Origin of the sequence: Oceanibacterium hippocampi, from assembly GCF_900172325.1 — a bacterium.
GTDB lineage: Bacteria > Pseudomonadota > Alphaproteobacteria > Sneathiellales > Sneathiellaceae > Oceanibacterium > Oceanibacterium hippocampi.
On record NZ_FWFR01000008.1, the window covers coordinates 1 to 25,927 of the forward strand.

The window sequence follows — 25,927 nt, forward strand, 5'->3', positions numbered from 1 at the left end:
CTCGGGATCCGGCTTGCCGGCGGCGAATGGCCCGTGTTCGTCCAGCTCACCCTGCTGTCGATCGCCATCGCGGCGCTTTCCTGGCATGTCCTCGAGAAGCCCGCGAACGGCCTGAAGCGACATTTCGTCGTGCGCGGACAGCCGGCGTCATAGGCCCGCGACGACCGGTCGCCGCCTCTGGCATCGTTGTTCGCAGCGCCCTCAATACTGGCGATCATTACTGGTCGCGGATCCTCGCCGGCGACCTCTAAGGGCCGCTCGCCGGCCGCTATTGTCTGGTGATGATCACCAACGGAGACATGCAAGCTCATCAAGATCGGCGCGAAGATCGTCCGCCATGGCCGTTATGTCACCTTCCAAATGTCCGCGATCGCCATCCCCCGTAACCTGTTCGCCGCCATCCTGCGCCGCATCGACCGGCTCCGACCGAAGCCAGCCCCGGCAAGACCGACGGCATTGCGTTCGTTTGCCCCGCCGCCGACAGGGTCGGTGCGCCTCGATCGGCGGCAAACGTGCCATTCCGCGCCACCAACCCTGCCAAATGGTGCTCAATTATCGGGATCGGCTCGAAGACGCCGTTTTTCGAAGCGGGATTGAACGTCGAGCGGTTTCCGGTCACTCTGAACCAGTTGGGAGGGTTCCACTAGGGGAATCCAGGATGACAACGGCCGAACCGACGAACCGGAGAGACAGGAGAAGAGGGGGGGGGGAGTTACCGATGCACAGGACTTTCATGGCGGCCTTGCTCGCCTCATCCGCGCTGGTGTTCGTGCCCACCGCGGGCGCGCTTGGCGATCCGGTCGGCCGGGTCACGATGGTCAATGTCTGGGCATACGGAACCCCGCCGAACCAGGCCACCCGGGATCTATTCGAGCCGGAGGTCGTCAATACCGACGAAGTCGTCAGGACCGTGACGCGCGGGGCCCTGCATCTGTCGTTCCTCGACAATTCGGTGTTGCGGCTGGGCAGCGCCAGTACGGTCACGCTGGATGAATTCGTCTACGACCCCTCGACCAGCGGCGGTGAAATGGCGATCAACCTGTCAAAAGGCGCATTCCGCTTCATCTCGGGCAACATGGCGAAGTCCGGGATTCTCTTCCGGACGCCGTCGGCGACGATCGGGGTCCGCGGCACCGATTTCGCGGCCCTGGTCGGTGAGGACGGCACGACCCGGATCACGGTCTATTCGGGCGAGGTCATCGTGACGCCTCTTGCCGGCGGGGCCCCGGTCTCGGTCGCGGCGGGACAGGACCTGACCGTCTCCCTGAATGGCGAAACCGGCGAACTCGGCAACGGCTTCCGCACGGTCGATCCCGGCCTCGATGAGGACGAGGGCTTCGACGGCTCCAGCGGCGGGCCGGGCGGCAGCGGGGGTGGCGGCGAGGGCGGCTGAACGGTCGCGAAGTCGAGCGTGACGCCGCGCTGATAGGCCCATAGATCGATGTCGCGCGAGATGAACTCCGAGCCCTGATCGATGCGGATCGTCTTCGGATAACCGAGCTGGCAACACGCGCACTCCAGTGTCCGCACGAAGTCCATCGCCCAGCCTTCGCGCCGCAGCAGCACGTGTACACGCTGGTAGCCGAAGCGCACGCGGGTCTGACAGATCTCCCTGATCCGATGACCCGACCCGAAACCTGAACGGCGACACCAGCCGACCCTAGCTCCCGCCGCCGTATTCCTCTTGGCTGTCTGGTGCCCGACAGGGGCGCTGGCCCCACCCTCGTGGGGAACATTCCGGGAACGTCTTTTGACTGTAGTTTGTCAAAACCGGGCTGAATTACCCCCAAATGAGCCGAATTGGCCTCTTAAGGGCGCTCGAAAATGGCTGAAAATCGGCGGTTTTCTGCACCTCGCGGAACTCGCGGCGCTGCTTTGGGAGCAGCAGGTCGCTGGTTCGAATCCAGTCGCCCCGACCACTTATCCTCTTGATTTCAAACGTGTTTTTTGGGCGCTTCCGGCGGCCTTCCGGCGCCGTCTGGCGGGCTTTTGACTGTCTTTTGTCAATTGCCCGAGTCGCGCCGCCGCCTCGACCGCGTCGGCGACGTTGTCGGCGTCGACGTTGAGGTAGTGCATCGTCGTCGTGATCTCGCTGTGGCCGAGCGCCTTCTGCGCGGCCCGGAGATTGCCGGATCCGAACAGCACCCGGGTGCCGAAGGTCTTCCGCAGGTCGCGCGGCGTCACCTCCTCGATCCCGGCGGCCTCGCAGGCGGTGCGGAAGCTCCGCCGGATCGAGCGGATCGGCTTCCGCTTCTTCGAGTAGGTGAAGACCGGGCCGCTGCCGGCCGGGCCGAGGTTGGCGAGCAGGGCCAGCATCTCGCCGGCGATCGGCAGCCGGAGGACGCGGCCGCCCGGCTGCTTCGATTTCACCCGCACGGTGATCACCCGCGACCGCAGGTCGACGTCGCGCCAGTCGAGCGCGAGCAGGTTGCCGGTCCGGAGCCCGGTCAGGACGCCGGCCCGGATGATCGGCTCGAGGTGCCTGGCGCGCGCCGTGATCGCGGCGAGCAGGCGCTGCTGCTCGTCGGCGGTGAGCGTCCGGGTTCGCGGATCCGGCTCGCGCAGGCGGTGCCGGTTGAAATTCACCGGCGGCTCGGCATCGGCCTTCACCCGCCAGACGTCGCGCGCCATGTGATGGACGGCGCGGAGATGGACGATCTCGGCATTGATCGAGCGCGGCGAGAGCACGCCGCCCCGGGGCGTCGGCTGGCCGCGCCGGCGCGCCCGCCAGTCGGCGAGCACCGCGTCGGAGATCTCGTGCAGGTGGATGCCGGCCGGCATGATCTCGAGGAACTTCCCGCACATCCGCCAGATGTCCCGGGCCGAGGCGAGCTGCGGCTCGCCGGTCGAGAGGCAGACATGGTCGAGCCAGTAGCGGCCGAAGGCGGCCTCCAGCGTCATCGGCTGCGGCCCGGCATCGCGGCGCAGCCCGAGCGCGATGTCGCGGACCGCGACGCTCAGGATCGCGCGGGCGAGCGACCTGTCCGTTGTGCCCAGGCAATGCCGAAGTCGATGACTTCGCCCGTCCGGGTCGCGCACCGTGACGTTCGCGTAGTAGCGGTCCGAGCCGGGGATCTTGACGACGATATCGCGCTGTGTTCGGGGCATTTCTCTCGCCCGGCGGCGACGAAGGCGCGCAGGTCCTCGACCAGGTAGGTGCGCCTCGGCCGCTTCCGGCCCTTTCCTCTGACGATGCAGGCCAGATCACCACGATCGACCGCCGCCTTCAAGTCGCGCGGCTGCATCCCGCACATGCGGGCGGCCGTCTGGTGGTCGACGACCAGCGGTTCCGGCAGGCGAATCCTCGATCCTGCCATGGCGGCCGCCCTCAGACCCGCATCGGCATGACGACGCCGATCATCTCGCCGTCGACATGCAGGCGGACCGGCGAGCCCGGGTTGATGACCTGCAGGCCGACCTCGCCGTCGCCGACCCGCGCGAGGAAGCTCTCGAGGTAGCGGACGTTGACGCCGAACTCGACCGGCTCGCCGCCCGCCCAGTCGATCGCCAGTTCGTCGCTTGCCTCGCCGCCCGCGCCCCTGGCCGAGATCCGGGCGACCGGCCGGTCGTCGCCGCCCTCGGCCGGGCTCGCGCCGATCTCGATCTTCACCGGGCTGCCCGTCTTCGACGCCTCGGCGAGCGGCCGCACCCGGCCGAGCGCGGCGCGGAGCGCCGGCGCGTCGAGGCGGGCGATCGGCTCGTCGCCGCTCGGCACGACGCGCTGGTAATCGGGGAAGGCGCCGTCGATCAGCTTCGACACGAGCCGCCAGTCGCCCTGTTCGACGGCGATCGCGGCGGCGCTCACGCGGATCTCGAGGGCGTTGCCGGTGGCGTCGATCAGGCCCTGCAGCGCCGCCATCGTCTGCCGCGCGACGATCACGCCCGGCATCTCGCCGGCGCCGTCCGGCAGGTCGGTCCGGGCGATCGCGAGCCGGTGCCCGTCGGTCGCGACGGCGAGCAGCCGGCGCTCGCCGTCCGTCTCGCCCACGTGCAGGTAGCTGCCGTTCAGGTAATAGCGGGTCTCCTCGGTCGAGACGGCGAAGGCGCTGTGGTTGATCAGCTGGAGGAAACGCGGCGCCTCGATCCGGAAGCTCGCCGCCTTCGCCTCGTCCTCCCGGCCCCAGGCCGGGAAATCCTCGCCCGGCAAGGTCGCCATCGCCCATTTCGCCCGGCCCGCGCCGAGCCGCGCCCGGCCGTCGTCGGCGCCCGCCTCGATGCGGATCTGGCTGCCGGCGGCGGCGGCGGCGGCGATCGCGGCCAGCTGGCCGGCCGGGAGGGCGCGCTGGCCGTTGACGGCGGTCTCCGCCTCGATCGTCACGGTCAGGCGGGCATCGAGGTCGGTGGCGGTGATCTCAAGCGCGCCGGTCGTGGCGGTGACCAGGACGTGGCTCAGGATCGGGATCGTCGAATGGCGCTGGACGATCCGCACGGCCTGGCGCATGGCGCTGCTGAGCGCCGCCTGCTCGACGGTGACGATCATGGATAGGTCTCCTCGAAAAGCACGGAAAGGATGTGATTGACGGCGCTCCAGCCGGGATCGCGGGTCGCGAGTTCATCGGCCAGTTGGTCGAGGCCGCCGGCAAGCGCAGTCCTGTCCGCGGCAAATTCGATGCCGCGGCATTTGAGCAGCCATCCGCGGAGGTGGTCGCGGTGCACGCCGATCTGATCGTCGCCGCGGCTGGGCTCCTCGTATGACAATCGCTTCTCGATCGCCGTCTCGATCGTCGTGACGACGGTGCGCCAGTCTTCGGGCCCGAGCCCGTAGAACGGCTCGCCGTTCTGGCGCATGGTCGTGGCGAAGATGCCCGCCGGCGCATGGTCGACGATGAGCCGCAGCAATGCGCCGGGCGGACCATGGTCGGTGACGACCTGAAAGATGGCGTCCTGCGCGGGCCGGTTCATGCGGCGCTCCCGCGGCCGCGGCCGAGATCCTGCAGCACGCGGGCGGCGCGGGCGGCGAGGCGCCGGGACGGCGCCGCGTCGCGCAGCTCGCGGAGCCGGGCGAGCGCCTGGCAATAGCGCGCCGGCTGGTTGGCGGCGCGGGCCTGCCGGGCGACGTGCGACCAGCGCCAGAGCCCGACCGTGGCGATCTCGAGCGCCGAGGCCGTGCGGACCAGGGTGATAGCGGGGGCCGGCCGTTTGCCCGCGTCACCGTCCTGTCGTTCGTCCCTCATGCCGCCCGCGCCATCTTCCTGTCGGGCGTCCATCAGGCCGCCCTCCGGCCATCGTCGCGGCACATGGTCTTCGCCGCTTCTTCCCGGGCCAGTTCGCCCAGGGCCTCGATCTCGGCCCGTGTGAAGCCGCGGCTGAGCAGGTGGCCGGTCTCGACCGTGCCGCCGTTGGCGGCGGCGATCTCGACGATGGCGCGCGCGAGCTCGCGGACGCGGTGGCGGTCGATGCGGGAATGCGGTTTCATGGCGATCTCCTGTTGATGACAGGGATCGAAAATGAACAAAATGTTTATGATCGTCAACAACAAATAGTTCGATCACTTGGAGACGCCATGTTCATCGTGAGTGCGATTTTTCCGTCATCTCGTGCCAGAGTGCTGGTTTGCAGGCGCTTAGATACAATCATAGCGAGGGCAATACAGGCGTTGCCCGCCCGGTTCGCGCGAATCGCCCTGCTTGCCGGTGCGGTCGCCGTGGCCGGTCCGGCGCTGGCACAGCCGGCGCCGGCGGAGCCGCCCCTCTCGGCCTGGGCCCAGGTCACGCGGGTGATCGACGGCGACACCTTCCGGGCGGACGTGCGGATCTGGATCGACCTGACGCTTTCGACCGCGGTACGGGTTCGGGGCGTCGATACGCCCGAGATCCACGGCCGCTGCCCGGCCGAGAAGCAGGGCGCGGCGCGAGCTCGGGACTTCGCCGCCGCATTCCTGGCCGCCGGGCCGGCGCTGTTGTCAGACGTCGAGAACGGGAAATATGCCGGCCGGGTCGTCGCCACGGTCAGTGTCGGTGGCCGCGATCTCGCGGAGGCGCTGATCGCCGCCAGGCTCGGCCGGCGCTATGACGGGCACGGCCGCCGGCTGGGCTGGTGCGAATGAGCAGGATCGCACTCTAGGAACTAATGGCGCTCCTCCGGCGTTTTCATTGTTCGTGCCATGCTGAACGCCGAATTTCGATAGGGACCAGGCGAGCCGCGATACCATCCCAAGGTTGCGAGCGGGACAGCTCCGATAGCCGAGCATATTCCTATGTATCTCGCCCGTATTGCCGCCCTCGTGCCGGAGCTAGTCCGCTCCGCGCGCAGATGCTAGATTTTCTTCAATCCGCCTCTGGAGGTGTGCCATGGATCTGAAGTCGCTGTTTGCCGGGCTGCTCAGCCGGGTCCAGAGAATGCCGCCGCCGCCGCCGCCGCCGGGCTTCTATCTCACCGGCCCGGCGGTGGATCCGCCGGAGCCGATTGTTGACATCCCGGACGACGCGCCGCGCGCCGTGGTTGGCGGGGTCTATGCCATCACCTATCGCGATTCGTCAGGCAGGTTGTCGAAACGGACGATCACCGTGCATGAGTTCATCGGCCTGGGCGACGACGTGCTGATTGCCGCCTATTGCCAACTTCGCGCCGCGAAGCGACAATTCTACGCCTCGCGGATTCTCGAGTTCACCGACCTCCAGACCGGCGAGGTGATCGATGAGCCGGAGGACATCCTCTGGCTGTTCCGCCCTGACGATACCTCGGTCGCACTCCGCAATCACGGCGGGTCACTGGCCCTGCTGGTGGCGATCGGGCGCGTCGACGGCCGGCTGGCGGCGAAGGAGCGGGCGGTCGTCGCCGAGTGGCTGGTTTCCCGCGCCGGTCCCGGCGTGCTCGACCTGGGGCGGATCGATCGCCACATCGCCCGGCTGCGCCCTGATGTCGAAACGCTCGACCTGGCAATCGAATCCCTGGCGGCCGCGCCGCGCGAAGAGATCGCCGAAATCCTGAAGGCGGCGGAGCGGGTCGCCCGGGCCGATGGCAAGGTGGTGGCGGAAGAAGTCGCGTTCATCCGCGACATGAACCGCCAGCTCGGCCTGGCCGGTTAGGATCGGCGCTCATAGTCGGCGCGCCATCCAGGCAAGGCGGCCGATCACATTGACCTCGTCGGCAGTCCGCTCGTAAGCCGGGTGGTGACTATTGTCGGAGATGATCCGGATTGTTGCGGGGTCGGAGTGCGGAACGAACTCGATCCGCTTGACGACCACGCCGAAGCCGTCCCATAGCGCGAAGACGCCGGGCGGCGAGGGCGTGCGGTCGGCCAAGTTGATTAGCACGCGATCGCCGGAGCGGAGCGTCGGCTCCATGGAATCGCCCACGACCTCGATGATCCGCGCAGCCGCCGGATCGACGCGCAGCTCACTTCGCAGATAGCCGTCGGGGATTTCCCAGCCGGCACGAACTGCGTCCTGCTCGATTTGATTGCCATTGCCATCCGGCTGATAGGTGATCATGGCTTCGCCGCCGCCGCCTGCGCCGGCACGGACATCAATCTCGGCCAACCAGGCGCCCGGCGCATTGCCCGGCCTCCCGGGCGCGGTCGGCGCTTCTGAAAAGCCGAGCAGGTAATCCGGCGTCACGTTAAGCACCCGGCATATCTCTCGCAGCGTAGTGTAGTCCGGCTCACGCTGCGAGCGGACATAGTTACCGTAGCGTTCGGGCGAAATGCCTACGCGCCGAGCGACTTCTGCTGCAGATAATCCTTGGGCCTCGGCCGCCCGCCTCAGCTTCTTGCCTATTGCGATCATGCGAACAAAACGTTCAGCATCGCATGCCAATGCAATGCAAGTTTTGCTGTTGACGACAATGAACAAAATGTGCATGTGTCGGTGACATGAGCGCATTCCCGATCATACGCAATCTCGGCGGCCGCGACGCGGTCCTGGAGAAGCTCCGCGCCTGCGATACCGCCGCCAGCGCCGTTCGCACAATCGACGCGATGCGGATGTGGGAGGCACCCGGCCGCCGCGGCATTCCCGGCTGGGCGATCCTCGCCCTGATGCGTATCGCCGAGACAGAGGGCATCGCCTACCGGGCCGCCGACTTCGATTTTGATCCGCCCGCCGTACGCGAGGAGGCGGCATGACGGCCGCCCAGCGCCAGCGCCCGGCGGATCCCGGCCGCGATCAGGCGGGCCCCGGCGTCGTCCAGCCGGTCGAGCCGTCGGGCGAGGGCGTGCGCCTCCCGGTCCCGTCGCGCGCTGCGATCCTGTTCCATCGTGCGAGCATGCCGCGCGGCATCGCGCCGGTCATCGGGAAGGACGGGGGTCATTTCCCGCACCCGGGCCCGGCGGCGGTCCGGCCATGAGCGCCGCGCTCGGCCGGCCCCTCTCGCGGCCCGACTATCTCCGGCTCAAGGCCGCCTTCCGCCGCCTGGTCCGGGCCGCCGGCGGGCTGGAATCGGCGGCCATGGTGACCCGGGTCGGCAAGACCGAGCTCGGCCGCTACCAGCATGTGAACGAGCCGCTGTTCGCCCCGGTCGATGTCGTCGCCGATCTCGAGGCCGACACCGGCGAGGCCCCGGTGACCCGCGAGATGGCCCGGATGGCCGGGCTCGCCGTCTTCCCGCTACCCCGCCCGGAGCACGACGACCCGGCCTGGGTCGGCCATATCGCGAAGACGGCGAAGGAATGCGGCGAGGCGGTCGCGCGCACCGCCGAAGCCCTGAGCGTCGGCGGCACGATCACGGCAGACGAGATCCGCGAGATGGGGCTTCGGCAGGAGATCGCCGAGGCGGTCGAGGCGCTGGCCGCGCTCGACGCCGCGCTCCGCGCCGTCGAGGCGGTCGGTGCGGCGGCGCCGGCCGGGGAGGGCTGACAGTGAGCCGATCAGTCCTCACTGCCGGGGAAGCTTCTCGCCGACCCGAAGTGCCGGACCCGGGCGCAGAAATCCGCTGCCTGGTCGTGGCGCGCCGGATCAGCGCACCAGGCGCTCGCCATGCTGAGGTCGTCCGGGCCCCGCAGATAGGGGGTGCTCAGTCCGACGACCCGGCCGACCGCGATGTCGGTGAAATCGACCTCGGCCGCGACGACGAGCGGCAGGATCAGCCCGAGCATCCTGCGCTCGGTCGGTTTGCCGTTCCTGTCGGTGCCGTCGATCACAGCGCGCGCGGCAAGCACGCCGTCCGCGCCGCCGGCCTCGAGGGCGGCCGGGATCGCCGCCCGCATCGCCTTGCCGAGCCGATCGATCACCTGCCAGTGGTTCGCCTGCGGCGCCATGTCGACGGCCAGCACCACGTCCGGACCGATGATCGTGACCCGGCGGATGCGCTCGTCGGCCGCGGCAATCCGCTCCTCGACCGTGCGCGGCGCAGCCGTGGCGTTCTCGTCGGCCGAAGCCGGGCCGGGGGCAGGCACCTCAGTATCTGTTGTCGGGGTCGGCGGCTCGATCGGAGTCACGGTCGCGGCCATGCCAAGCACGGCGGCGAGTGCAGCCCCTGTCCAGCCGAAAGCGACCGGAGCGCGCCTCGGCGCCTTAGCGAATGGCCAGGCCCAGCGCGGCCTGATCGCCGCGACGACGACCATAACCAGCGCGGCGAGGCTCAGCAGGGCGAGCAGGGCGGACAGCATCGGAGCGTTCCCTCAGCGGTCACAGCAACCGCGAGCATCGCCCGCGAGTCTTCATCGCGTCAAGAAGGGGATTGTCATGCCTGAGCCTCTGATCGTCCTGCCGCCGCTCGGCCGGGTGCCGGCCGGCATTCACGGGACCGGCCGCAAGGTAGCCCGGATCGCGCTCGTTACCCTGCTGATCTGGGTCGGCCTAGTCGGCCTCGCCTGGTACGTGCTTGACCGAATTGCGGCCGCGCCACCGCCCGGAGTTACATACGACGAGCCTCCCGCCGCCCGCCAACCCGGGAACGACCTATGATCCTGACCAACGAAGACCTCGCCGCGCTCTCGGCGCTCTGGCGGATCCACGGTGGCGAATGCGCCTACCGAGACGATGACCCGGACGGGCGGATCCTCGCCCGGCTGGCCGGCCTCGGCTTCGTCACCGTGACCGACCGGGTCCTCGAGCCCGGCCCGGTCACGGTCCATTGCCTCACCGAGGCCGGCCGCTGGGCGGTCAAGCACTGGCGGACGATGCCGGCGCACGGCCTGCCGCACCGCACGCTCGCCGAGGTCGATCGCCCGGCGCCGCCAGATGCGCCGGCCTGCGACCATGTCGCGGGCTATTGCATGACCTCGGCCGGCTGTGCGGTGGCAATCCGCTGTGCCCGGCCGGCGGAGGCCGGCTCGGGCCGCTACAACGCGCACCGGCCCGGGGCGCTCTCGTGAGCCCGCGGCACGGCCCGGGCGCGGCCGGCGCGATCATGCTGCCGACCGGCCACCTGGTCGACCCATTCGCCCTCGGCCCAGGCGACATCGCCCGCCTGCCGCTCGCCCAGATCCTGCCGGAGACGCTGGCGACCCTGCCGCGTTTCGGCGGCTGTCCGCCCGGCCCGGCCTACTCGGTCGCGCAGCATTGTTGCGAGCTCGCGCTTGCCTTCGCCAACCCGGCGCTCGGCCTGGCCGGGCCGGCCGACGAATGGCCGCGCGCCGGATACCGCGACGACTGCATGGCCTGGGCGCTGCTGCACGAGGTCTTCGAGGCGCTGACCGGGCTCGACGTGCCGTCGCCGATCAAGCGCCGCTGGCCGCTCTACCGGGACACCGAGGCTTACGTCCTGCAGCATGTCTGCGGGCTCTACGGCATCGACCCGGCCGAGCCCGCCTGCCTCGAGGCCGATGCCCGGATCGTTCTTGATGAGGCCGCCTGGCTGTTCGGCCGCGACAGCGCGCCGCTGTTCGCCGCGCCGGGCACCCGGCCGCTCGGGATCCGCCCGGACCGGCGCTGGGATTTCGAGGAGGCGTCGCGGCGCTTCCGCGACCTCTGGCTCAGCCATGTCGCGCCGCGCCGGCGCGACGGGGCAGACCCGCGGGTCTCGGCCCTCGCCATGCGGCGGGCGGTCGGGACGGTGCCGGCATGACGGTCGACCCGGAACGCCTTGCCGACTGGCTGCATCGCCTGGTCCCAGCCGACGATCTCGGCCTCACCGGCGCCCGCTTCGACTGGCTCGGCCGGGCGCTCGACCTCGACCGGGCGGCCGCCGCCGCCGCCTGGTTCCGCCTCGGCCTCGGCGCCGCGCGGATCGAGGCGGGCGAGGCCGGCGCGCCCGGCTGGTCGATCCATCCCGAGGCCGATCGGCGGGAGGGCCGGCTGGTCATCACCCTGCCGCTCGCGATCGAGGGCCGGGTGCTCGACCTGGTCGCGCTGGACCCGGCCGACGGGGTGCTCTGGTGGCCGCTGCTCGGCGGCCATGCGCTCGGCGACCCGGCGCTGGCGCTCGCCCGCCAGCGCGGCGCGCCGCTCCGGGTCTTCTCGGGCCCGCTGGCCTGGCTCCGCGCGGCGGCCGAGCCGCTGCCGCCCGGGCATGCCCCGGTGCCGGGCGGCAGCGGCTATTGCCCGCTCGGGCTCGACGACGCGGCGCTGGAGGCGGCGCTTGCCGGCCTGCCGGCGCTCCATTGCGACGACGCCGCCTTCGGGCAGTCGCTCGCCGACCGGATGAAGAATGCCCGCCGGGCGCGCCGCGCGGCCGAGCCGCGCCTGCCGGAGGTCCGGGTGCGGGCGCGTCGCTCGCCCGCCATCGTGGCGAGCGCGCCAGAAAACGCGCCCGTGAACGGGGCGAGCGCGGCAAAAAGCTCGCCCGTGAACGGGGCGAGCGCGACGGACGTTGAGGCGGGGAGGGTGGCCGCGTGAGCTTGGTCTATGACGTCAGTCTGTTCGATAGCCTGTTCCAGGAGATTTATCCGTGATCGTGACCGTGGAACGTTCGACCCTTGCCGCGGCGGCGAAGGCCGCGCGAAACCATGCCGCAACGGGCAAGGATGCCGGCGTGCTCGGCATGGTGCTGATCAGCGCCGAGCCCGACGGCGCCATGTCACTGGCCGCGACCGACATGACGCGCCGCTTCGAGGTCCGGTTCGAGGCGGAGGTGACGCGCGCCGGATCGGCCCTGTTGCCGGCCGTCGAGCTCGCGGCGCTCGCCGATCGCGCGACCGAGGGCAGCCAGGTGCGGATAGAGATCGACTATCCGTCGCCGGCGACGGCGCGGGCCGGCCGGAGCCGATGGCGCATGCCGGTCGACCAGGCCGAGAATTTTCCCGCCTGGTCCGGCGCCTTGACTCCGCCGTTCGAGATGCCCGCCGGTGCGCTCCGCCGATTGTTCTCCCGAACGCTGTTCGCGGCGGAGCGCACCGGCGGCTCGAGCTACTTCCTGATGGGCGTCCATCTGAGGCTCACCGGCCCCGCGGATGCGTTGCGGCTGGTCGCCGTCGCGACCAACGGCCACCAGCTCGCCATAGCCGATTGCCTGGCGCCGGCCGGCAGCGGCGGGCTGCCCGACGGCGGCGTGACCGTGCCCGACGACGCCGTCAAGGACCTGTTGGGCATGCTGCCGAAGGAGAGCTCTGATCCGGCGGCGGTGGCGATCGGTGAGCACGATCTGACGGTTCGCTTCGGCGACTGGACGTACTACACGCGGCTGATTGACGGCAGTTTCCCCGACTACGAGCGGGTTATCCCGCCGGAGACGGGACCGCTCTGCACCATGCCGGCGCCGGCCCTCCGCGCCGCGCTCGGGCGGATCGAGCCAATGGCCGACATGCATAGCGAGAAGGGCCCGTCGACAACCTACCGGGTCAGGAGAGTGGAGATAGACGTCGGCCCCTCGGACGAGGCGGCAGACGACGGTCGCCCGGCAATGCGGCTGACCGCAGCCGGGCCCGACGGACGGCAAGCCGAGGACGAGATCGCCGTCGAATGGAGCGGCGTAGATGCCTGGAGAACCGCCTTCAACATCCCCTACCTGGTCGACTTCGCCGCGCAGGCCGAGCCTGGCGCGATCGCCTTCCGGGTGCACGGCCTGGGCGCCGGCAACGGCCCTGTCCTGGTTTACGCGGACGGCGACCTGCTCGGCGTGATCATGCCGCTACGGCGATGAGCCTGCGCGCGATCTCCTACGTCTTCGACCACTCGCTGGCCGAGGGAAAAGCGCGCCTGGTTCTTCCGGCGCCGCTCGCCTGTCAATGGATGGACGGCCATCCCGGCGAGGGCGGCCGCTTCTGCGGCGCGCCGGTCGTCCCGGGATCGTCCTGGTGCCCGGCGCACCGGGCGCGGGTCTTCCTGCCGGCCGACCAGCAGCCGGCCCCGCTCCGGTGGCTGCCGTCATGACGGGCCTCGTCATCGACAATTTCGCCGGCGGCGGCGGCGCCTCGACCGGCCTCGAGCAGGCGCTCGGCCGGGTCGACGTGGCGATCAACCACGACCCGCGCGCGGTCGCCATGCACGAGGCGAACCATCCCGAGACGCGGCACCATTGCCAGTCGGTCTGGCGCGCCGACCCGCTCGACGTGACGGGCGGCCGTCCGGTGCGCTGCGCCTGGTTCTCGCCGGACTGCACCTATTTCTCGAAGGCGAAGGGCGCGGCGCCGATCCGCGACGGCCAGCGGCACCGTCGCGACCTCGCCTGGGTCGTCGTGCTCTGGGCCGAGCGGGTTCGCCCGGCGGTGATCCTGCTCGAGAATGTCGAGGAGTTCCGGGACTGGGGGCCGCTGCTGGAAAACGGCCGGCCCTGCCCGGTCTCGAAGGGCATGACCTTCCGGCGCTGGAAGCGCCAGCTGCAGCGCCTCGGCTACCGGGTCGAGCATCGCGAGCTCCGCGCCTGCGATTACGGCGTGCCGACCAGCCGGAAGCGCCTGTTCGTCGTTGCCCGGTGCGACGGCCTGCCGATCGTCTGGCCCGAGCCGACCCATGGCGACCCGGCCAGCGCGGCGGTCGCCGCCGGCGCGCTCAGGCCCTGGGCGACGGCGGCCAGCGTGCTCGACTGGTCTCAGCCGATCTACTCGATCTTCCTGACGCGGGAAGAGGTCAAGGCCCGCCGCCTGCCCTGCCGCCGGCCGCTCGCCGACAACACGATGGCGCGGATCGCCCGCGGCGTGCAGCGCTATGTCCTCGACGCGGCGGAGCCCTTCATCGTGCCGATCACCCATTCCCGCAACAAGGCCGTTCACGGCCTGCGCGAGCCGCTCCGCACGATCACGACGGCGCATGGCGGCGAGTTCTCGCTGGTCTCGCCCTTCTTCGTGCCGCGCTACGGCGAAAGGGCCGGGCAGGCGCCGCGATCGAGCGGCCCGGTCGAGCCGCTGCCGACAATCGTGCCGACCGCCAACGGCGCCTCGCTCGTCGCCGCCTTCATGGCGCAGCACAACCTCGGCATGGTCGGCCATCCGCTGACCGACCCGCTCTCGACGATCACGACGCGCGGGACCCAGCAGCAGCTCGTCGCCTCGCACCTGATGAAGTTCCGCGGAACCTGCCGGGACGGCCAGCCGCTCGCCCGGCCGGTGCCGACGGTCACCTCGGGCGGCGAGCATCTGGCCGAGGTCCGGGCCTTCCTGATCAAGTATTACGGCGCCGGAATCGGCCAGGCAGCCGGCGATCCGCTGCACACGATCACGACACAGGACCGCTTCGGCCTCGTGACCGTCGCCGGCGAGGACTACGCGATCGCCGACATCGGCATGCGGATGCTGACGCCGCGCGAGCTCTTCTCAGCCCAGGGCTTCCCGTCCGACTACCGGATCGACTTTGAATACCGGGGCAAGCCGCTCTCCAAGGTCGCCCAGATCGAGCTTTGCGGCAATTCGGTCCCGCCGGGCCTCGCCCGCGCGCTCGCCGCCGCGAACGTGCCCGGCGCGCTCTCGATCGAGGCCGCGGCATGAGCGCCCCGCTCGATCCGCCGCTGCCGGAGGGGCAATACCGGGTGATCCTGGCCGATCCGCCGTGGCAGTTCCGGAGCTGGTCGGCGAAGGGCGAGGGGCGCTCGGCGCAGGCCCATTACGACACCATGCCGACGGCCGAGATCGCGGCCCTCCCGGTCGGCGACTTGGCGGCGGCCGATTGCGCGCTGTTCCTCTGGGCGACCTGGCCGATGCTGCCGGACGCGCTCGCCGTGATCGCCGCCTGGCGCTTCACCTACAAGACGCTCGCCTTCGACTGGGTGAAGACGCTCGCCCGCCATGACGGCGCCGCGCCGCTGTTCCTGACCGAGCGCGACTTCCACATGGGCGGCGGGCTGACCGCGACCAGGTCGAACACCGAGCCCTGCCTGCTCGCGACCCGCGGCGCGCCGAAGCGCCTCGACGGCGGCGTCCGCCAGCTGATCATCGCGCCCCGGCGCGAGCACAGCCGCAAGCCCGACGAGACCCGGCCGCTGATCGAGCGGCTCTATGCCGGGCCCTGGCTCGACCTCTTCTCCCGCACCGACCGCCCCGGCTGGACCTGCTGGGGCCGCGAGGCGGGCAAGTTCAACGCCGAAACGGAGGATGCCGCGTGAGATACACCCACATGGACCATGCCGGATGGGTTCGCGACGACTTGCATATCGAGCCGAGCCCGCTCGGCTGCCGCGTTGCCTACATGCTCGGCGTCGCCTTCGGGGGCGTCTACAATGCCCCGATCAACCCGCGCAAGGTCGACTGGTCCGCCCCGTCGCGGATCTCGATCACGGTGCGTGATTCCAATCTCGCGACCTACGACGGCGCCGGCCTGACGCTTCTGGTCATGCTCGCGCACGCGCTCTCGGTCCGCCTGGAGATTTGCGCCGCCGCGCCGCGCTACTTCCATTTTCACTTCACCGCCCGCCAGCCGGAGGGGCGACTGTATCAGCGCCATCCGGACGTCGAGCAAATGGTCGCGGGCTTCCGCCGATGGTTCGATGATCGCGCCCAGGCTCTCGCCCGCGGCGAGCCGCTGCCGCCGTTGACGGAGGACGCGGCATGATCTCGCCCTATCAGGACCGGGTCGGCCGCTGGGTCGATGCCTGTTTCGGCCGTGCGGTCGCCGCCGATCGCGGCGAACGCAATCACCGCTTTCTCGAGGAGGCGCTGGAGCTGGTGCAGTCGCTCGGCTGCACCGCCGAGGAGGCGCACCAGCTGGTCGACTACGTCTTCGGCCGCCCGCCCGGCGATCCGTGGCAGGAGGCGGGCGGGGTCATGGTGACGCTGGCCGCGCTCGGCAATGCCGCCGGTCTCGCCGTGTACCCGGCCGGCGAGGCCGAGCTGGCGCGCTGCTGGGACAAGCTCGAGGCGATCCGTGCCAAACGGGCCTCGAAGCCGGCGGGGCCGTTGCCGCAATGAGCGACCTTTTCAAGCGGCGCGGCGCCGGACGAGAGAGGCCGGCAAGTTTGGTTCAGGGGAGGGAAACAGGGCGTGACCGGCGATAGTGATGATTTCGTACCACTCGACGAGGCGAAGCGGCAGGGCGACGACGGCGGCGCGGCCGGCCGGAGCGGCTTTCGCGGCCCGGTCGAATGGGCCGAGGCGCCGGTGACGCCGCTCGGCCACTGGGCCGGGACCTATTACTTCCTCTCGCGCGCGGCGGAGATCCGCACGCTGCATTTCAAGGATCTGCGGGCGTCCGGGATCCTGTCGCTGTTCGGCGGCCGGGTCGACTGGCTGTCGGAGGTCTGGCCGATGTTCGACCAGCGCGGCCGGCCGATACCCGGCGCCTTCTCGGCGAACGACGCGGCGGCCGGGCTGATCCGCGCCTGCGAGGACGAGGGCTTCTTCGACCCGGCGGCAGACCTGCGCGGCCCGGGCATCTGGCGGGCCGATGACCTGGAGGGCTACGAGGGCGGCCTGATCCTCCATTGCGGCGACCGCATCGGCCTGGTCACGGCCGAGGGCCGGGTGATCTGGGGCAAGGCCGGGCGGCGCCTCGGCGCCCATGTCTACCCGAAGCGCCGCCGCCAGCCGCGCCCGGCGGATGTCCCGGCGAGCGCCCGCGACGTCGCCGAGCTCGAGGGCTTCCTCGGCTCCTGGAACTGGGGCCGGCCGTCCGACCCGAAGGTGATCCTGGGTTATCTGGCCTGCGCGATGATGGTCGGCGCGACCCGCTGGCGGCCGCATGTCTGGGTCACCGGCGACGCCGGCACCGGCAAGTCGGAGCTCGAGAAGTTCGTCTGGGACTTGCTCGGCGACGCGGTCTGGCGGGCCTCCTGGCCGACCGCCGCGGCGATCTTCCAGGGCCTCGACAACGCGGCCCGGCCGGTCGCCCTCGACGAGATCGAATCCGAGCCGGGCTCGCGCCGGGTGCAGGAGCTGGTCAAAACGGCGCGCCTCGCCTCGACCGACGAGCAGTCGGGCATCGCCCGCGGCTCGATCGGCGGCACCGCCTCGATCTGGCGGATCCGCGCCTGCTTCTGGTTCTCCTCGATCATCCCGGCGCCGCTCTCGCCGCAGGACCGCTCGCGCATCGTCGTCCTCGACATGGGCCAGCTCGAGAACGCGGGCGAGGGCGCCGGCGCCTTCCTCGAGGCGCGCGCCTCGTTCGCCGGGCTCGGTCCGCGGCTCCGCGCCCGGCTGATCGCCGGCTGGGGCCGCTACGTGCAGAACGAGGCGGCGAACGGCCTGGTGCTCGCCGAGGACGGCCTCGCGGCCCGCGTGCAGGCGCAGATGGGGGCGATCCTCGCCGGCTACTGGACGCTCGCCCATGACCGGCCGATCACCTTCGAGGAGGCCCGCGCGCTCGCCGAGGCCCTCGAGCCCGAGCGCTTCTCGGTCGATGCCGAGGATTCGAACGCCGCGCTCTGCCTGCAGCGGCTGATGCAGTCGGAGGTCGACGCCCAGGGCGACAACGACGGGCTCTGGCGGGTCTCGATCGGCCACCTGCTGGCACGCAACGGCGGCAACCCGAAGGGCCGCCACAGCCGCGTGCTGCGCGCCCACGGCCTCGCCGTCGCCGAGCGGCCGGATCCGGCCGACCCGGCCGGCCCGGACCGGCGCTGGCTGCAGGTCAAGCTCTCGCACGACCTGCTCGACCGCCAGGTCTATCGCGAGACCGAGTGGGAGCGGGGCGGCTGGGCCGTCGCGCTCGCCCGCCTGCCCGGCGCGATCAAGCCCCGGGTCACGGTCAATTTCGGCGACTACGTGAGCGGCAAGGCGGTCTGGCTGCCCTGGGAGACGCTCGGCGAGCGCTTCGCCGACGGCGACCCGGGCGAGGTCACGGGCGGCGCGGACGGATTGCCGTAATGATTTCAACAAGGTGCCCACGGTCACCTGATGGTCACTATCAGGTCACCATCGCAAGCCCCTGATTTGACGGGGAAAGCGGGCGCATGGTGACCAGGTGACCAGCCAGGACAAGGGATCTCCACGCGCGCGCGCGCGATGCGGATCGGTGGTCACCTGGTCACCTTGGTCACCTTGAAGAAAGAGATAAAGGGATTCAGTCGGTTAGACGGTGACCGGGGCGGTGACCAGGGGGCATCGGCCCGGTCACCGGGGCAACAGCGGCAACGAGGCGGAGTGGCGCATGGTGAAGACGGCGGTGGATATCGAGGACCTGGTGATCTGGACCTATCAGGCCCAGCGGGCGGACGTGATCGAGGGCTGGAGCGACAGCCGGGAGGGGGACTGGCTCGCCGGCGGCAATCGAACGATCGAGGCGGTGCTGATCGAGCGCGGGGCGATCGGCTGCGAGATCGACACGAGCCCGGTGCCGGCTTCCTCGCGCCTGCATCCGGATGCCGAGGCGATCCACGAGGCGGTGACCGGGCTCGGCAGCCGGATCGAGATCGGCCTGCTGATCCAGCATGGCCGGGCGGGCACCCGGCCAGACTGGCTGCCCGCCGCGCGCACCCGGATCGTGCCGGCTGAGATGCGCTGGAGCCGTCGCCATCGGGAATACCGGCCGCGGATCGAGTACGACCGGAACCGGAACCCGGTCTGCTGCCCGGTGCGGATCGTCGACCATCCGCAGAAGATCGAGGCGGCCCGGACCGTCTACGCGATCTGGCGCGAGGCGCTGGCCGACCTGGCCGAGGTCTTCCGGCTGCACCCGGCCCGGCTTCGCGACCACGCGGTTGCCGGTCCGCGCGCCCCGGCCCGGCCATGGGAGGCGGCGAGCGCGCCGGCCGGTCGGGATGCCATGCCGCGTCGCGCATATGGTGGTTGACAAAACGAAGAACGCTTGACATTGTGTCCGAACGATTGAATTGCGCCCGGCGGGAACCCCTGCCGGGCGTTTTCGTTTGCGCGGAGGGCGGCATGGCGGTCGAGGTCAATATCGACACCGACCTGGCCGCCCTTCGCCGTTTCCTGGGCGATGTCGAGACCCGGCAGCTGCCCTTCGCCGCCGCCCTCGGGCTGACCGGGACGGCGAAGGCGATCAACGAGGACGCCCGCGGCAGCCTCGCCGACCGCTTCACGATCCGCTCGAGTTGGGTCGGCCGGGGCCTGCAGGTCAATCCGGCCTCCAAGCGCGACCCGCTGTCACGGATGCAGGCCGAGGCCGGCACCCGCGACGCCTTTATGGCGCGGCAGGAGCTCGGCGGCACCAAGGAGCCGAAGGGTGGGCGGTCGCGGGTGGCAATCCCGCTCGCCATTCGCAGGACGCCGGAGGAGAAGACGACCCGGGCCAAGTGGCCCGGCCGTCTGCTGGCGAAGAAGACGGGCAGGCGCAAGCCCTTCCTGACGACCGCCGTGCGCGGCCCGTCGAAGGGGCAGGGCATCATCGCCCGCCGGGTCGAGGGCGAGCGCTACCCGCTGCAGGTGCTCTACCGCTTCACGCCGAAGCTGCCGGTCGCGCCGCGCTGGGGTTTCGTCGATCGTGGCGCCCGCACTGCCGAGGCCGTCTACTTCGACAAGGTCAACGAGGCCCTCGACCGGGCCGTCGCGACCGCCATCGACCGCCACAAGCCGCGCCGCTGACCGCCGGCAGGCCCCGCCGCGCCCTCGACCGGGCCGTCGCGACCGCCATCGACCGCCACAAGCCGCGCCGCTGACCGCCGGCAGGCCCCGCCGCGCCCTCCCGGCGCCCGGCGGGTCCTTCCTGCCCTCGACCCGACTGCGGGTCCGCGGGGGCGCGGGTGATCGGACATTTTTGCAACATTCGGGCTTGCGATTGTTTTTCCTGTTGTTTTTCAACGGGTTAAGCGAACCCGAGCGCGAGGGACCATGACCACGACCTATCTCAACCGGGCGGAAGCCGCGAAGGCGCTGGAGATTTCCGAGCCGACGCTCGCCGACTGGATCGAGCAGGGCGCGCCGGTCGCCGGCCGCGGCGGCCGTGGCCGCGCCTACCGCCTCGACGTCGCGGCGATCCGCGCCTGGCGGGACGGCATCGTCCAGGCCGAGGAAGCCGAGCGCGCCGCCCGCGAGGCGGAGGTCGCGCGGCACCAGCAGCGCCTCGATCTCGGCGAGGCCGAGGCCGGCGGCGAGGCGATGTCGGCGAAGGCCCGGCGCGAGTTCTACGAGGCCGAGCTCAAGCGGATGCACGCCGCGCGGCAGCGCGAGGAGCTGGTCCCGGTCGACGAGGTCCGGGCCGAGATGACGCGGATCTATCGCGACCTCGCGACCCGGCTCCGCACGCTGCCCGACCTGCTGGTCGATCGAGGCGTGATCGCGCCGGCCGCCGCCGCCGTCGTCGCCGACCAGGTCTCGGCCTGGCAGGAGGACATGGCGCGCGCCCACATGCGTGCCGAGATCACCGCCGGCGAGGCCGGAGCGGCCGGCGGGTGAACGCCTTTACCGCCGCGGCGCCGTGGCCGATCGAGCCGCTGCCGCCGCACCGCAGCGCGCGCTCGATCCGGGCTGAGGCGGCCGAGGCGCTGCTGCCGCCGAAACGCTACACGGTCGCCGAGGCGGCCGAGCGCTACCGGCGGCTCAACAACGCGCCGACCTATGTCGGTCCCTGGCGCAACGAGAAGACGCCCTACATGGTCGGGCCGATGGAGGCGATCACCGCGCGCGACCGCGAGGCGGTGATCTTCGTCGGCCCGGCGCAGTCGGGCAAGACCGACGCGCTGATCGTCAACGCGATCGCCCACGCTGTGACCTGCGACCCGATGGACATGATGGTCGTGCAGACCAGCCAGGCCGAGGCGCGGGACTTCTCGCGGCGCCGGGTCGACCGGCTGAACCGGGATTCGGAGGCGGTCGGCAGCCGGTCGATCGCGCGCCGCGACAACGTGCATGACAAGGAATATGCCGGCGGCATGATCCTCTCGCTCGGCTGGCCGGCGATCTCGCAGCTCTCGGGCAAGCCGATCCCGCGCATGCTGCTGACCGACTACGACCGCATGCCGGCGGACGTCGACGGCGAAGGCGAGCCCTTCGACCTGGCGGCCAAGCGGACGACGACCTTCGGCTCGCTCGGGCTCACGCTCGCCGAGAGCTCGCCCGGCCGCCCGATCATCGAGCCGGGCTGGGAATGCCCGCCGGGCAGCCACCTGGCGCCGCCGGTCGCCGGCGGTATCCTGGCGCTCTACAACCGCGGCGACCGCCAGCGCTGGCACTGGCCGTGCCCGCATTGCGGCGAGACGTTCGAGGGCTCGTTCAAGCTGCTCGACTGGCCGAAGGGCGCGCCGCCCGAGATGGCCGCGGCGGCAACCCGGATGGTCTGCCCGCGCAACGGCTGCATCATCGAGCCGGGCGAACGCGACGGCATGAACGCCCGCGGCCGCTGGGTCGCGGAGGATCCCGGGGCGGCGAGCCGGGTAGCGTCCTACTGGCTCAAGGGCACCGCGGCGGCCTGGGTGACCTGGCCGCAGCTGGTCTACCGCTACGTCACGGCGCTCGAAGCCTTCGAGCGGAGCGGCGACGAGAACGCGCTCCGGACGACGATCAACGTCGACCAGGGCGAGCCCTACCTGCCGGCGGCGCTGGCCGCCGAGTCGGCGCTCGACCCGGCGGTGCTGGCGGCCCGGGCGGAGGATTTCCCGCTCGGCCGGGTGCCGGCCGGGGCGGGCTTCCTGACCGCGTCGATCGACGTCCAGGGCAACCGCTTCGAGGCCCAGGTGGTTGCCTGGGGCGCCGCGGGCGAGCGCTGGGTGATCGCCCACGAGGAGATCTTCGAGGCGCCCGGCGGCGGCCGCATGGTGCAGCCGGCCTCGTTCGACGAGGACTGGGACCTGCTGTTCGCCGCCGTGCTCGAGCGCGCCTGGCCGCTCGCCGACGATCCGGCGCGGGGCATGATGCCGCGCTTCACGGTCTGCGACATGCAGGGCGAGCCGGGCGTCACGACCCGGGCGCTCGACTTCGCCCGGCGGGTCAAGGCGCGCGGCCTCGGCCCGCGCTTCCGGCTGCTGCGCGGGGCGTCGAGCGCCAACGCGCCGCGCCTCGCCGAGACCTACCCGGACAGCCGGCGGAAGGACCGGCATGCCGGCGCCCGCGGCGAGATCCCGGTCCTGCAGCTGCACCCCTGGCTGCTCAAGGACGAGGTCTTCACGGCGCTCGGGCGGACGGTGCCGGGCACCGAGTTCGTGCATCTTCCGGCGGCGCTCCGCGATCCCGAGCCGCCGCATCACTGGTTCGACCAGCTCGCCGCCGAGGTCCGCAAGCCGGACGGCTGGCACCGCCGGCGGAACCGCAACGAGGCATGGGACCTGCTGGTCTACAACCGCGCCGCCTGGCTGTTCCTCAAGGCGGACAAGATGGACTGGGAGACCCGCCCGGCCTTCGCCCGCCGCGAGGCCGACAACCCGTTCCTCGTCGCCCTCGGCCCGAACGGCGAGCAGCCGGACCGGACCGCCTCGGCGGCTGAGAAGCAACCTTTCTTCATGCGCCTGGCGCACTGACGGAGACACCATGACCGACACGGCGACACTCGAGGCCCGCCTGGCAGAGGCGGAGGCGGCCCTGCACGCCCTGCTGACCGGCGAGCAGGTCGCCGCGACGACCGATGTCTCGGGCCGCCAGGTGACCTATGCCCGCGCCGATCTCGGCCAGCTGCGGGCCTACATCGCCGGCCTCAAGGCCGAGCTCGGCCTCTCGACCGGGCGCCGCGCCCTCGCGGTCCGCTTCGGATGATGCCGCAGCCCGCGTCGCCGCCGGCCCTGGTCGACCGGCACGGCGAGCCGCTCCGGCGCGCCCGCCCGCGCGCCTCGGCGCCCGACGGCTATCCCGGCGGCTCGTTCGACCGCCAGCTCGCCGGCTGGTCGCCCTGGCTCGGCTCGGCCGACCAGGACTGGCTGCCGGTCCGCGACCAGGCGGTCGCCCGGGTCCGCGACCTGGTGCGGACCGACGGCTGGGCCTCCGGCGCGGTGCGCCGCATGGTGGCGACGGCGATCGGGCCGAAGCTCCGCCTGCAGGTCCGTCCGGACTGGCGCGCGCTGGGGCTCGACATGGACTGGGCGCGCGAATGGGCGGCCGAGGTCGAGGCCCGCTTCCGGCTCTGGTCGGAGGATCCGGACCACGGCTGCGACGCCGCCCGCCAGACCGACCTCGCCGGCCTGCTGGCGCTCGCCTACTGGCACTGGATGGCCGACGGCGAGGCGCTGGTCCTGCCGCTGTTCGATGCCGCCGCCGGGCCGAACCGCTACGCGACCATGCTGCAGGTGATCGACCCGGACCGGCTGTCGAACCCGCACGAGATGATGGACAGCGACCGCCTGCGCGGCGGCGTCGAGATCGACGGCAACGGCGCGGCGGTCGCCTACCACTTCCGCAAGGGCCACCCGGGCGACTTCATGCTCGGCGCCGCCGCCGCCGACCGGCTGACCTGGGAGCGGGTGCCGGCCCGGACCTCCTGGGGCCGGCGCCGGGTGATCCACTATTTCGAGCGCACGCGGGCCGGCCAGACCCGGGGCGTCTCGCGCTTCGCGCCGATCGTCGAGCGGCTGAAGATGCTGACCGAGTACGACCGGATCGAGCTGCAGGCATCGGTCGTGAACGCCGTTTTCGCCGCCTTCATCGAGAGCCCGTTCGACCCGAACCTGATGGAGGCGGCGCTCGGCGGCGATCTCGGCCCCTACCAGACCGGCCGGGCCGGCTTCCACCAGGCCGCCGGCGGCCTCCGGCTGAACGGCGTGCGGATCCCGACCCTGTTCCCGGGCGAGAAGTTCAACTTCGCCGCGGCGAACCGCCCGGCCGGCAACTTCCCGGCCTTCGAGGCCCAGGTGCTGCGCAACATCGCCTCGGGCCTCGGGACCTCCTACGAGCAGCTCTCGCAGGACTGGTCGCGGACCAACTACTCGAGCGCGCGGGCGGCGCTGCTGGAAAGCTGGAAGGTGATGCTGCACGACCGCACCCGCTTCGCCGAGGGCGTCACCCGGCAGATCTTCGCGCTCTGGCTCGAGGAGGCGATCGAGCGCGGCGACGTCGAGCTGCCCGCCGGCGCGCCGGATTTCCGCACCGGCAAGGCGGCCTGGACCCGCGTCGTCGTGATCGGCCCGGGCCGCGGCTGGGTCGACCCGACCAAGGAGGCGCAGGGCTCGCTGATGAAGATGGACGCCGGCCTCTCGACGCTCGAGCACGAGGCGGCCGAGCTCACCGGCGCCGACTGGGAGGAGATCCTCGAGCAGCAGGCCCGCGAGCAGGCCCGCCGCCGCGAGCTCGGCCTGCTCGAGCCGACCTGGGCGGTGATCGCCGAGAAGCGGCCCGAAAGCGCCGACGAGCAGGAAGCCGAGGCGGAGGCCGACGCCCGCCCGGCCGCCGATGACGAGGAGGAGGCCCGCCCATGACGCCGGACGTCAACTACCCGAACCTGCTGGCCCGGCTCACCAACCGGCCGCTGCTGGTGACGCCGGCCAAGGCCCGCGTGATCCTGGGCGTGCTCGCCGCCCGCGCCGACCTGCGCGGCCAGCTGGTCGCCGCCGATGCCGAGGCCGTCGCCCTGGACGCGCTCCGCCCGGCGGCCGGCTCGCTCGACGATGCCCGCCGCCCGGAGGGCCGGCCGTTCGCCGTCACCGACGGGGTCGCGGTGATCCCGGTGCGCGGCACGCTGGTGCAGCGGAACGGCCTCGACCCGTTCTCCGGGATGACCGGCTACGACGGCCTGGCGGTCAAGTTCCGCGCCGCGCTGGCCGACCCGGCGGTGCGCGGCATCGCCTTCCGGATCGACAGCCCGGGCGGCGAGGTTGGCGGCTGTTTCGACCTGGCCGACGAGATCTTCGCCGCGCGCGGCGCGAAGCCGACCGTCGCTATCCTCGACGAGAACGCCTTCTCGGCGGCCTACGCGCTGGCCTCGGCCTGCGACCGGATCACCGTGCCGCGGACCGGCGGGGCCGGCTCGATCGGCGTCGTCACCATGCATGTCGACTATTCCCGGGCGCTCGACGCCGACGGGATCACGGTGACGCTGATCCATGCCGGCGCCCACAAGGTCGACGGCCATCCCTTCGCCGCGCTGCCCGACGAGGTCCGGGCCGATATCCAGGCCGAGATCGACCAGGTCTACGGCCTGTTCACGGCGACGGTCGCGCGCAACCGGGGCCTCGCCGAGAGCGCCGTGCGGGCGACCGAGGCGCGCTGCTTCCTCGGCCCGCAGGCGGTCGCCGGCGGCCTCGCCGACGCCGTCGCGAGCCCGGAACAGGCGTTTGCCGCCTTCCTCGCCGAGCTCGACGCGCCGGCGCAGATTTCACCCGCGGCGCCCGCCGCGAAACCCGCGAAACGGAGGACATCCATGACCACGCGGAAACAGGCGCGGCTGCGCGCCCAGGACCAGGCCGAGGCGGCCCGCGCCGCCGAGGAAGAGGAGGAGGCCCGCGCCGCCGAAGGCGACGACGAGGAGGATGCCGACGCCGAGGACGGCGACGAGCAGGAGCCCGAGGCCGAGGACGGCGACGACGACGAGGAGATGGAGGAGGGTGACGACAAGCCCGCCGCCCGCGCCGCCGCCGCCGAGCGGAAGCGGATCGCCGCCATCCTCGACGCGAAGGAGGCGAAGGGCCGCGACGGCCTCGCCCGCCATCTCGCCTTCGAGACCCGGACCTCGCCGAAGGCGGCCAGGGCCATGCTCGCGGCCGCGCCGAAGGCGGCCGCTTCCGGCTCGCTCGCAAGCGCCATGGCGAGCGAGGCGCCGAACCCGCAGATCGGTCTCGGCGGCGATTCCGCCGCGACCGAGGCCGATCGCCTTGCCAACTCCATCATCGCCGCCGGCCGCGCCGCCCGCGGCGCCAAGGGCTAGGA

31 protein-coding genes and 1 pseudogene are annotated in these 25,927 nt (G+C 71.5%); 24 read left to right on the forward strand and 8 right to left on the reverse strand.

The genetic code is table 11. From position 1 onward, the window contains the following. The first annotated feature begins 814 nt into the window (after positions 1-814). Positions 815-1,393 (forward strand): FecR family protein, encoded by a 579-nt coding sequence (locus tag OCH7691_RS23445; protein WP_370853130.1) that lies wholly within the window; start codon positions 815-817, stop codon positions 1,391-1,393. Here the strand turns inward: OCH7691_RS23445 and OCH7691_RS23090 are convergent. The 6 genes and pseudogenes from OCH7691_RS23090 to OCH7691_RS22015 all read right to left on the reverse strand — a co-directional run. Then, positions 1,381-1,620: pseudogene (locus OCH7691_RS23090) on the reverse strand (DDE-type integrase/transposase/recombinase); the annotation flags it as partial. The gene OCH7691_RS23445 and the pseudogene OCH7691_RS23090 overlap by 13 nt on opposite strands. 300 nt (positions 1,621-1,920) lie before the next feature. Further along, positions 1,921-3,108: a tyrosine-type recombinase/integrase gene (locus OCH7691_RS21995; RefSeq protein WP_085885775.1), complete on the reverse strand. Its 1,188-nt coding sequence runs from the start codon at positions 3,106-3,108 to the stop codon at positions 1,921-1,923. A 220-nt stretch (positions 3,109-3,328) separates the two neighbouring features. After that, a complete protein-coding gene (dnaN, locus tag OCH7691_RS22000; protein WP_085885776.1) occupies positions 3,329-4,480 on the reverse strand; it encodes a DNA polymerase III subunit beta in 1,152 nt (383 codons plus the stop codon). Beyond that, a complete protein-coding gene (locus tag OCH7691_RS22005; RefSeq protein ID WP_085885777.1) occupies positions 4,477-4,902 on the reverse strand; it encodes a hypothetical protein in 426 nt (141 codons plus the stop codon). Before OCH7691_RS22005 ends, dnaN begins: the two co-directional genes overlap by 4 nt. Further along, positions 4,899-5,207, reverse strand: a complete 309-nt coding sequence (locus OCH7691_RS22010) for a hypothetical protein (RefSeq protein ID WP_085885778.1) — start codon at positions 5,205-5,207, stop codon at positions 4,899-4,901. The genes OCH7691_RS22005 and OCH7691_RS22010 overlap by 4 nt, the downstream gene beginning before the upstream one ends. Beyond that, positions 5,207-5,416 (reverse strand): hypothetical protein, encoded by a 210-nt coding sequence (locus OCH7691_RS22015; protein WP_139839859.1) that lies wholly within the window; start codon positions 5,414-5,416, stop codon positions 5,207-5,209. The genes OCH7691_RS22010 and OCH7691_RS22015 overlap by 1 nt, the downstream gene beginning before the upstream one ends. 180 nt (positions 5,417-5,596) lie before the next feature. Here OCH7691_RS22015 and OCH7691_RS22020 point away from each other — a divergent pair, with 180 nt between their 5' ends. Together OCH7691_RS22020 and OCH7691_RS22025 are read left to right on the forward strand one after the other, a co-directional pair. Then, the gene (locus OCH7691_RS22020) at positions 5,597-6,046 is read left to right on the forward strand and encodes a thermonuclease family protein (protein ID WP_085885780.1); all 450 of its coding nucleotides are present in this window, start codon (positions 5,597-5,599) and stop codon (positions 6,044-6,046) included. A gap of 244 nt (positions 6,047-6,290) precedes the next feature. Further along, positions 6,291-7,028: a tellurite resistance TerB family protein gene (locus OCH7691_RS22025; protein WP_085885781.1), complete on the forward strand. Its 738-nt coding sequence runs from the start codon at positions 6,291-6,293 to the stop codon at positions 7,026-7,028. A gap of 9 nt (positions 7,029-7,037) precedes the next feature. On the opposite strand, the gene OCH7691_RS22030 is transcribed toward OCH7691_RS22025, so the two are convergent. Further along, a complete protein-coding gene (locus OCH7691_RS22030; protein WP_176245208.1) occupies positions 7,038-7,802 on the reverse strand; it encodes an XRE family transcriptional regulator in 765 nt (254 codons plus the stop codon). Positions 7,803-7,813: 11 nt separating this feature from the next. Here OCH7691_RS22030 and OCH7691_RS22035 point away from each other — a divergent pair, with 11 nt between their 5' ends. From OCH7691_RS22035 to OCH7691_RS22045, 3 genes are read left to right on the forward strand one after another with little or no spacing between them, the layout of a single operon-like run. Continuing rightward, on the forward strand, positions 7,814-8,065 hold the full coding sequence (locus tag OCH7691_RS22035; RefSeq protein ID WP_085885783.1) for a hypothetical protein: 252 nt from the start codon (positions 7,814-7,816) through the stop codon (positions 8,063-8,065). Further along, positions 8,062-8,286, forward strand: coding sequence for a hypothetical protein (locus tag OCH7691_RS22040; protein WP_085885784.1), 225 nt, complete (start codon positions 8,062-8,064; stop codon positions 8,284-8,286). The genes OCH7691_RS22035 and OCH7691_RS22040 overlap by 4 nt, the downstream gene beginning before the upstream one ends. Next, positions 8,283-8,795: a phage regulatory CII family protein gene (locus OCH7691_RS22045; protein WP_085885785.1), complete on the forward strand. Its 513-nt coding sequence runs from the start codon at positions 8,283-8,285 to the stop codon at positions 8,793-8,795. The genes OCH7691_RS22040 and OCH7691_RS22045 overlap by 4 nt, the downstream gene beginning before the upstream one ends. An 11-nt stretch (positions 8,796-8,806) precedes the next feature. Here the strand turns inward: OCH7691_RS22045 and OCH7691_RS22050 are convergent, their stop codons facing one another. Beyond that, positions 8,807-9,547, reverse strand: coding sequence for a hypothetical protein (locus tag OCH7691_RS22050; protein WP_085885786.1), 741 nt, complete (start codon positions 9,545-9,547; stop codon positions 8,807-8,809). Positions 9,548-9,623: 76 nt separating this feature from the next. Between OCH7691_RS22050 and OCH7691_RS22055 the strand changes: the two genes are divergently transcribed. The 18 genes from OCH7691_RS22055 to OCH7691_RS22135 all read left to right on the forward strand — a co-directional run bounded on the left by OCH7691_RS22055 (position 9,624) and on the right by OCH7691_RS22135 (position 25,925). Continuing rightward, positions 9,624-9,845, forward strand: a complete 222-nt coding sequence (locus OCH7691_RS22055) for a hypothetical protein (RefSeq protein WP_085885787.1) — start codon at positions 9,624-9,626, stop codon at positions 9,843-9,845. Further along, positions 9,842-10,255, forward strand: a complete 414-nt coding sequence (locus OCH7691_RS23095; protein ID WP_139839860.1) for a hypothetical protein — start codon at positions 9,842-9,844, stop codon at positions 10,253-10,255. Before OCH7691_RS22055 ends, OCH7691_RS23095 begins: the two co-directional genes overlap by 4 nt. Further along, complete coding sequence (locus OCH7691_RS22060; protein ID WP_139839861.1) at positions 10,252-10,947, forward strand: hypothetical protein; 696 nt, start codon at positions 10,252-10,254, stop codon at positions 10,945-10,947. The genes OCH7691_RS23095 and OCH7691_RS22060 overlap by 4 nt, the downstream gene beginning before the upstream one ends. Beyond that, on the forward strand, positions 10,944-11,717 hold the full coding sequence (locus OCH7691_RS22065; protein WP_085885789.1) for a hypothetical protein: 774 nt from the start codon (positions 10,944-10,946) through the stop codon (positions 11,715-11,717). The genes OCH7691_RS22060 and OCH7691_RS22065 overlap by 4 nt, the downstream gene beginning before the upstream one ends. Before the next feature lie 52 nt (positions 11,718-11,769). Next, entirely contained in the window at positions 11,770-12,960 is a 1,191-nt protein-coding gene (locus tag OCH7691_RS22070) for a DNA polymerase III subunit beta (protein WP_085885790.1), read from the forward strand. Continuing rightward, on the forward strand, positions 12,957-13,190 hold the full coding sequence (locus tag OCH7691_RS22075) for a hypothetical protein (RefSeq protein WP_085885791.1): 234 nt from the start codon (positions 12,957-12,959) through the stop codon (positions 13,188-13,190). Before OCH7691_RS22070 ends, OCH7691_RS22075 begins: the two co-directional genes overlap by 4 nt. After that, on the forward strand, positions 13,187-14,740 hold the full coding sequence (locus tag OCH7691_RS22080) for a DNA cytosine methyltransferase (RefSeq protein ID WP_085885826.1): 1,554 nt from the start codon (positions 13,187-13,189) through the stop codon (positions 14,738-14,740). The genes OCH7691_RS22075 and OCH7691_RS22080 overlap by 4 nt, the downstream gene beginning before the upstream one ends. Further along, entirely contained in the window at positions 14,737-15,354 is a 618-nt protein-coding gene (locus OCH7691_RS22085; RefSeq protein WP_085885792.1) for an MT-A70 family methyltransferase, read from the forward strand. Before OCH7691_RS22080 ends, OCH7691_RS22085 begins: the two co-directional genes overlap by 4 nt. Next, complete coding sequence (locus tag OCH7691_RS22090; protein WP_139839862.1) at positions 15,351-15,800, forward strand: hypothetical protein; 450 nt, start codon at positions 15,351-15,353, stop codon at positions 15,798-15,800. The genes OCH7691_RS22085 and OCH7691_RS22090 overlap by 4 nt, the downstream gene beginning before the upstream one ends. Further along, a complete protein-coding gene (locus OCH7691_RS22095) occupies positions 15,797-16,156 on the forward strand; it encodes a hypothetical protein (protein ID WP_085885794.1) in 360 nt (119 codons plus the stop codon). The genes OCH7691_RS22090 and OCH7691_RS22095 overlap by 4 nt, the downstream gene beginning before the upstream one ends. Before the next feature lie 72 nt (positions 16,157-16,228). Continuing rightward, positions 16,229-18,049: a hypothetical protein gene (locus tag OCH7691_RS22100; RefSeq protein WP_085885795.1), complete on the forward strand. Its 1,821-nt coding sequence runs from the start codon at positions 16,229-16,231 to the stop codon at positions 18,047-18,049. A gap of 223 nt (positions 18,050-18,272) precedes the next feature. After that, positions 18,273-18,974 (forward strand): hypothetical protein, encoded by a 702-nt coding sequence (locus tag OCH7691_RS22105; RefSeq protein WP_139839863.1) that lies wholly within the window; start codon positions 18,273-18,275, stop codon positions 18,972-18,974. A 92-nt stretch (positions 18,975-19,066) separates the two neighbouring features. Beyond that, positions 19,067-19,729, forward strand: coding sequence for a hypothetical protein (locus tag OCH7691_RS22110; RefSeq protein WP_139839864.1), 663 nt, complete (start codon positions 19,067-19,069; stop codon positions 19,727-19,729). 246 nt (positions 19,730-19,975) lie between these two features. Next, entirely contained in the window at positions 19,976-20,539 is a 564-nt protein-coding gene (locus tag OCH7691_RS22115; RefSeq protein WP_085885798.1) for a DUF1441 family protein, read from the forward strand. Further along, positions 20,536-22,596 carry a phage terminase large subunit family protein gene (locus tag OCH7691_RS22120; RefSeq protein WP_085885799.1) on the forward strand — a complete coding sequence of 687 codons (2,061 nt, stop codon included), beginning with the start codon at positions 20,536-20,538 and terminating at the stop codon, positions 22,594-22,596. The genes OCH7691_RS22115 and OCH7691_RS22120 overlap by 4 nt, the downstream gene beginning before the upstream one ends. Positions 22,597-22,606: 10 nt before the next feature. Further along, positions 22,607-22,828 (forward strand): gpW family head-tail joining protein, encoded by a 222-nt coding sequence (gene gpW / locus OCH7691_RS22125; protein WP_085885800.1) that lies wholly within the window; start codon positions 22,607-22,609, stop codon positions 22,826-22,828. Next, the gene (locus OCH7691_RS22130; RefSeq protein ID WP_139839865.1) at positions 22,825-24,480 is read left to right on the forward strand and encodes a phage portal protein; all 1,656 of its coding nucleotides are present in this window, start codon (positions 22,825-22,827) and stop codon (positions 24,478-24,480) included. The genes gpW and OCH7691_RS22130 overlap by 4 nt, the downstream gene beginning before the upstream one ends. Further along, a complete protein-coding gene (locus OCH7691_RS22135) occupies positions 24,477-25,925 on the forward strand; it encodes a S49 family peptidase (RefSeq protein ID WP_085885802.1) in 1,449 nt (482 codons plus the stop codon). Before OCH7691_RS22130 ends, OCH7691_RS22135 begins: the two co-directional genes overlap by 4 nt. The last annotated feature ends 2 nt before the right edge of the window (positions 25,926-25,927 follow it).

Coding starts and splice junctions, on each gene's coding strand:
- OCH7691_RS22095 (WP_085885794.1), top strand. CDS start 15,797: ATGATCTCGCCCTATCAGGACCGGGTCGGCCGCTGGGTCGATGCCTGT.
- OCH7691_RS22040 (WP_085885784.1), top strand. CDS start 8,062: ATGACGGCCGCCCAGCGCCAGCGCCCGGCGGATCCCGGCCGCGATCAG.
- OCH7691_RS23445 (WP_370853130.1), top strand. CDS start 815: ATGGTCAATGTCTGGGCATACGGAACCCCGCCGAACCAGGCCACCCGG.
- OCH7691_RS22110 (WP_139839864.1), top strand. CDS start 19,067: ATGGCGGTCGAGGTCAATATCGACACCGACCTGGCCGCCCTTCGCCGT.
- OCH7691_RS22010 (WP_085885778.1), bottom strand. CDS start 5,207: ATGGACGCCCGACAGGAAGATGGCGCGGGCGGCATGAGGGACGAACGA.
- OCH7691_RS22050 (WP_085885786.1), bottom strand. CDS start 9,547: ATGCTGTCCGCCCTGCTCGCCCTGCTGAGCCTCGCCGCGCTGGTTATG.
- OCH7691_RS22130 (WP_139839865.1), top strand. CDS start 22,825: ATGATGCCGCAGCCCGCGTCGCCGCCGGCCCTGGTCGACCGGCACGGC.
- OCH7691_RS22065 (WP_085885789.1), top strand. CDS start 10,944: ATGACGGTCGACCCGGAACGCCTTGCCGACTGGCTGCATCGCCTGGTC.
- OCH7691_RS21995 (WP_085885775.1), bottom strand. CDS start 3,108: ATGCCCCGAACACAGCGCGATATCGTCGTCAAGATCCCCGGCTCGGAC.
- OCH7691_RS22075 (WP_085885791.1), top strand. CDS start 12,957: ATGAGCCTGCGCGCGATCTCCTACGTCTTCGACCACTCGCTGGCCGAG.
- OCH7691_RS23095 (WP_139839860.1), top strand. CDS start 9,842: ATGATCCTGACCAACGAAGACCTCGCCGCGCTCTCGGCGCTCTGGCGG.
- OCH7691_RS22035 (WP_085885783.1), top strand. CDS start 7,814: ATGAGCGCATTCCCGATCATACGCAATCTCGGCGGCCGCGACGCGGTC.
- OCH7691_RS22080 (WP_085885826.1), top strand. CDS start 13,187: ATGACGGGCCTCGTCATCGACAATTTCGCCGGCGGCGGCGGCGCCTCG.
- OCH7691_RS22030 (WP_176245208.1), bottom strand. CDS start 7,802: ATGCACATTTTGTTCATTGTCGTCAACAGCAAAACTTGCATTGCATTG.
- OCH7691_RS22135 (WP_085885802.1), top strand. CDS start 24,477: ATGACGCCGGACGTCAACTACCCGAACCTGCTGGCCCGGCTCACCAAC.
- dnaN (WP_085885776.1), bottom strand. CDS start 4,480: ATGATCGTCACCGTCGAGCAGGCGGCGCTCAGCAGCGCCATGCGCCAG.
- OCH7691_RS22025 (WP_085885781.1), top strand. CDS start 6,291: ATGGATCTGAAGTCGCTGTTTGCCGGGCTGCTCAGCCGGGTCCAGAGA.
- OCH7691_RS22115 (WP_085885798.1), top strand. CDS start 19,976: ATGACCACGACCTATCTCAACCGGGCGGAAGCCGCGAAGGCGCTGGAG.
- OCH7691_RS22045 (WP_085885785.1), top strand. CDS start 8,283: ATGAGCGCCGCGCTCGGCCGGCCCCTCTCGCGGCCCGACTATCTCCGG.
- gpW (WP_085885800.1), top strand. CDS start 22,607: ATGACCGACACGGCGACACTCGAGGCCCGCCTGGCAGAGGCGGAGGCG.
- OCH7691_RS22085 (WP_085885792.1), top strand. CDS start 14,737: ATGAGCGCCCCGCTCGATCCGCCGCTGCCGGAGGGGCAATACCGGGTG.
- OCH7691_RS22055 (WP_085885787.1), top strand. CDS start 9,624: ATGCCTGAGCCTCTGATCGTCCTGCCGCCGCTCGGCCGGGTGCCGGCC.
- OCH7691_RS22005 (WP_085885777.1), bottom strand. CDS start 4,902: ATGAACCGGCCCGCGCAGGACGCCATCTTTCAGGTCGTCACCGACCAT.
- OCH7691_RS22015 (WP_139839859.1), bottom strand. CDS start 5,416: ATGAAACCGCATTCCCGCATCGACCGCCACCGCGTCCGCGAGCTCGCG.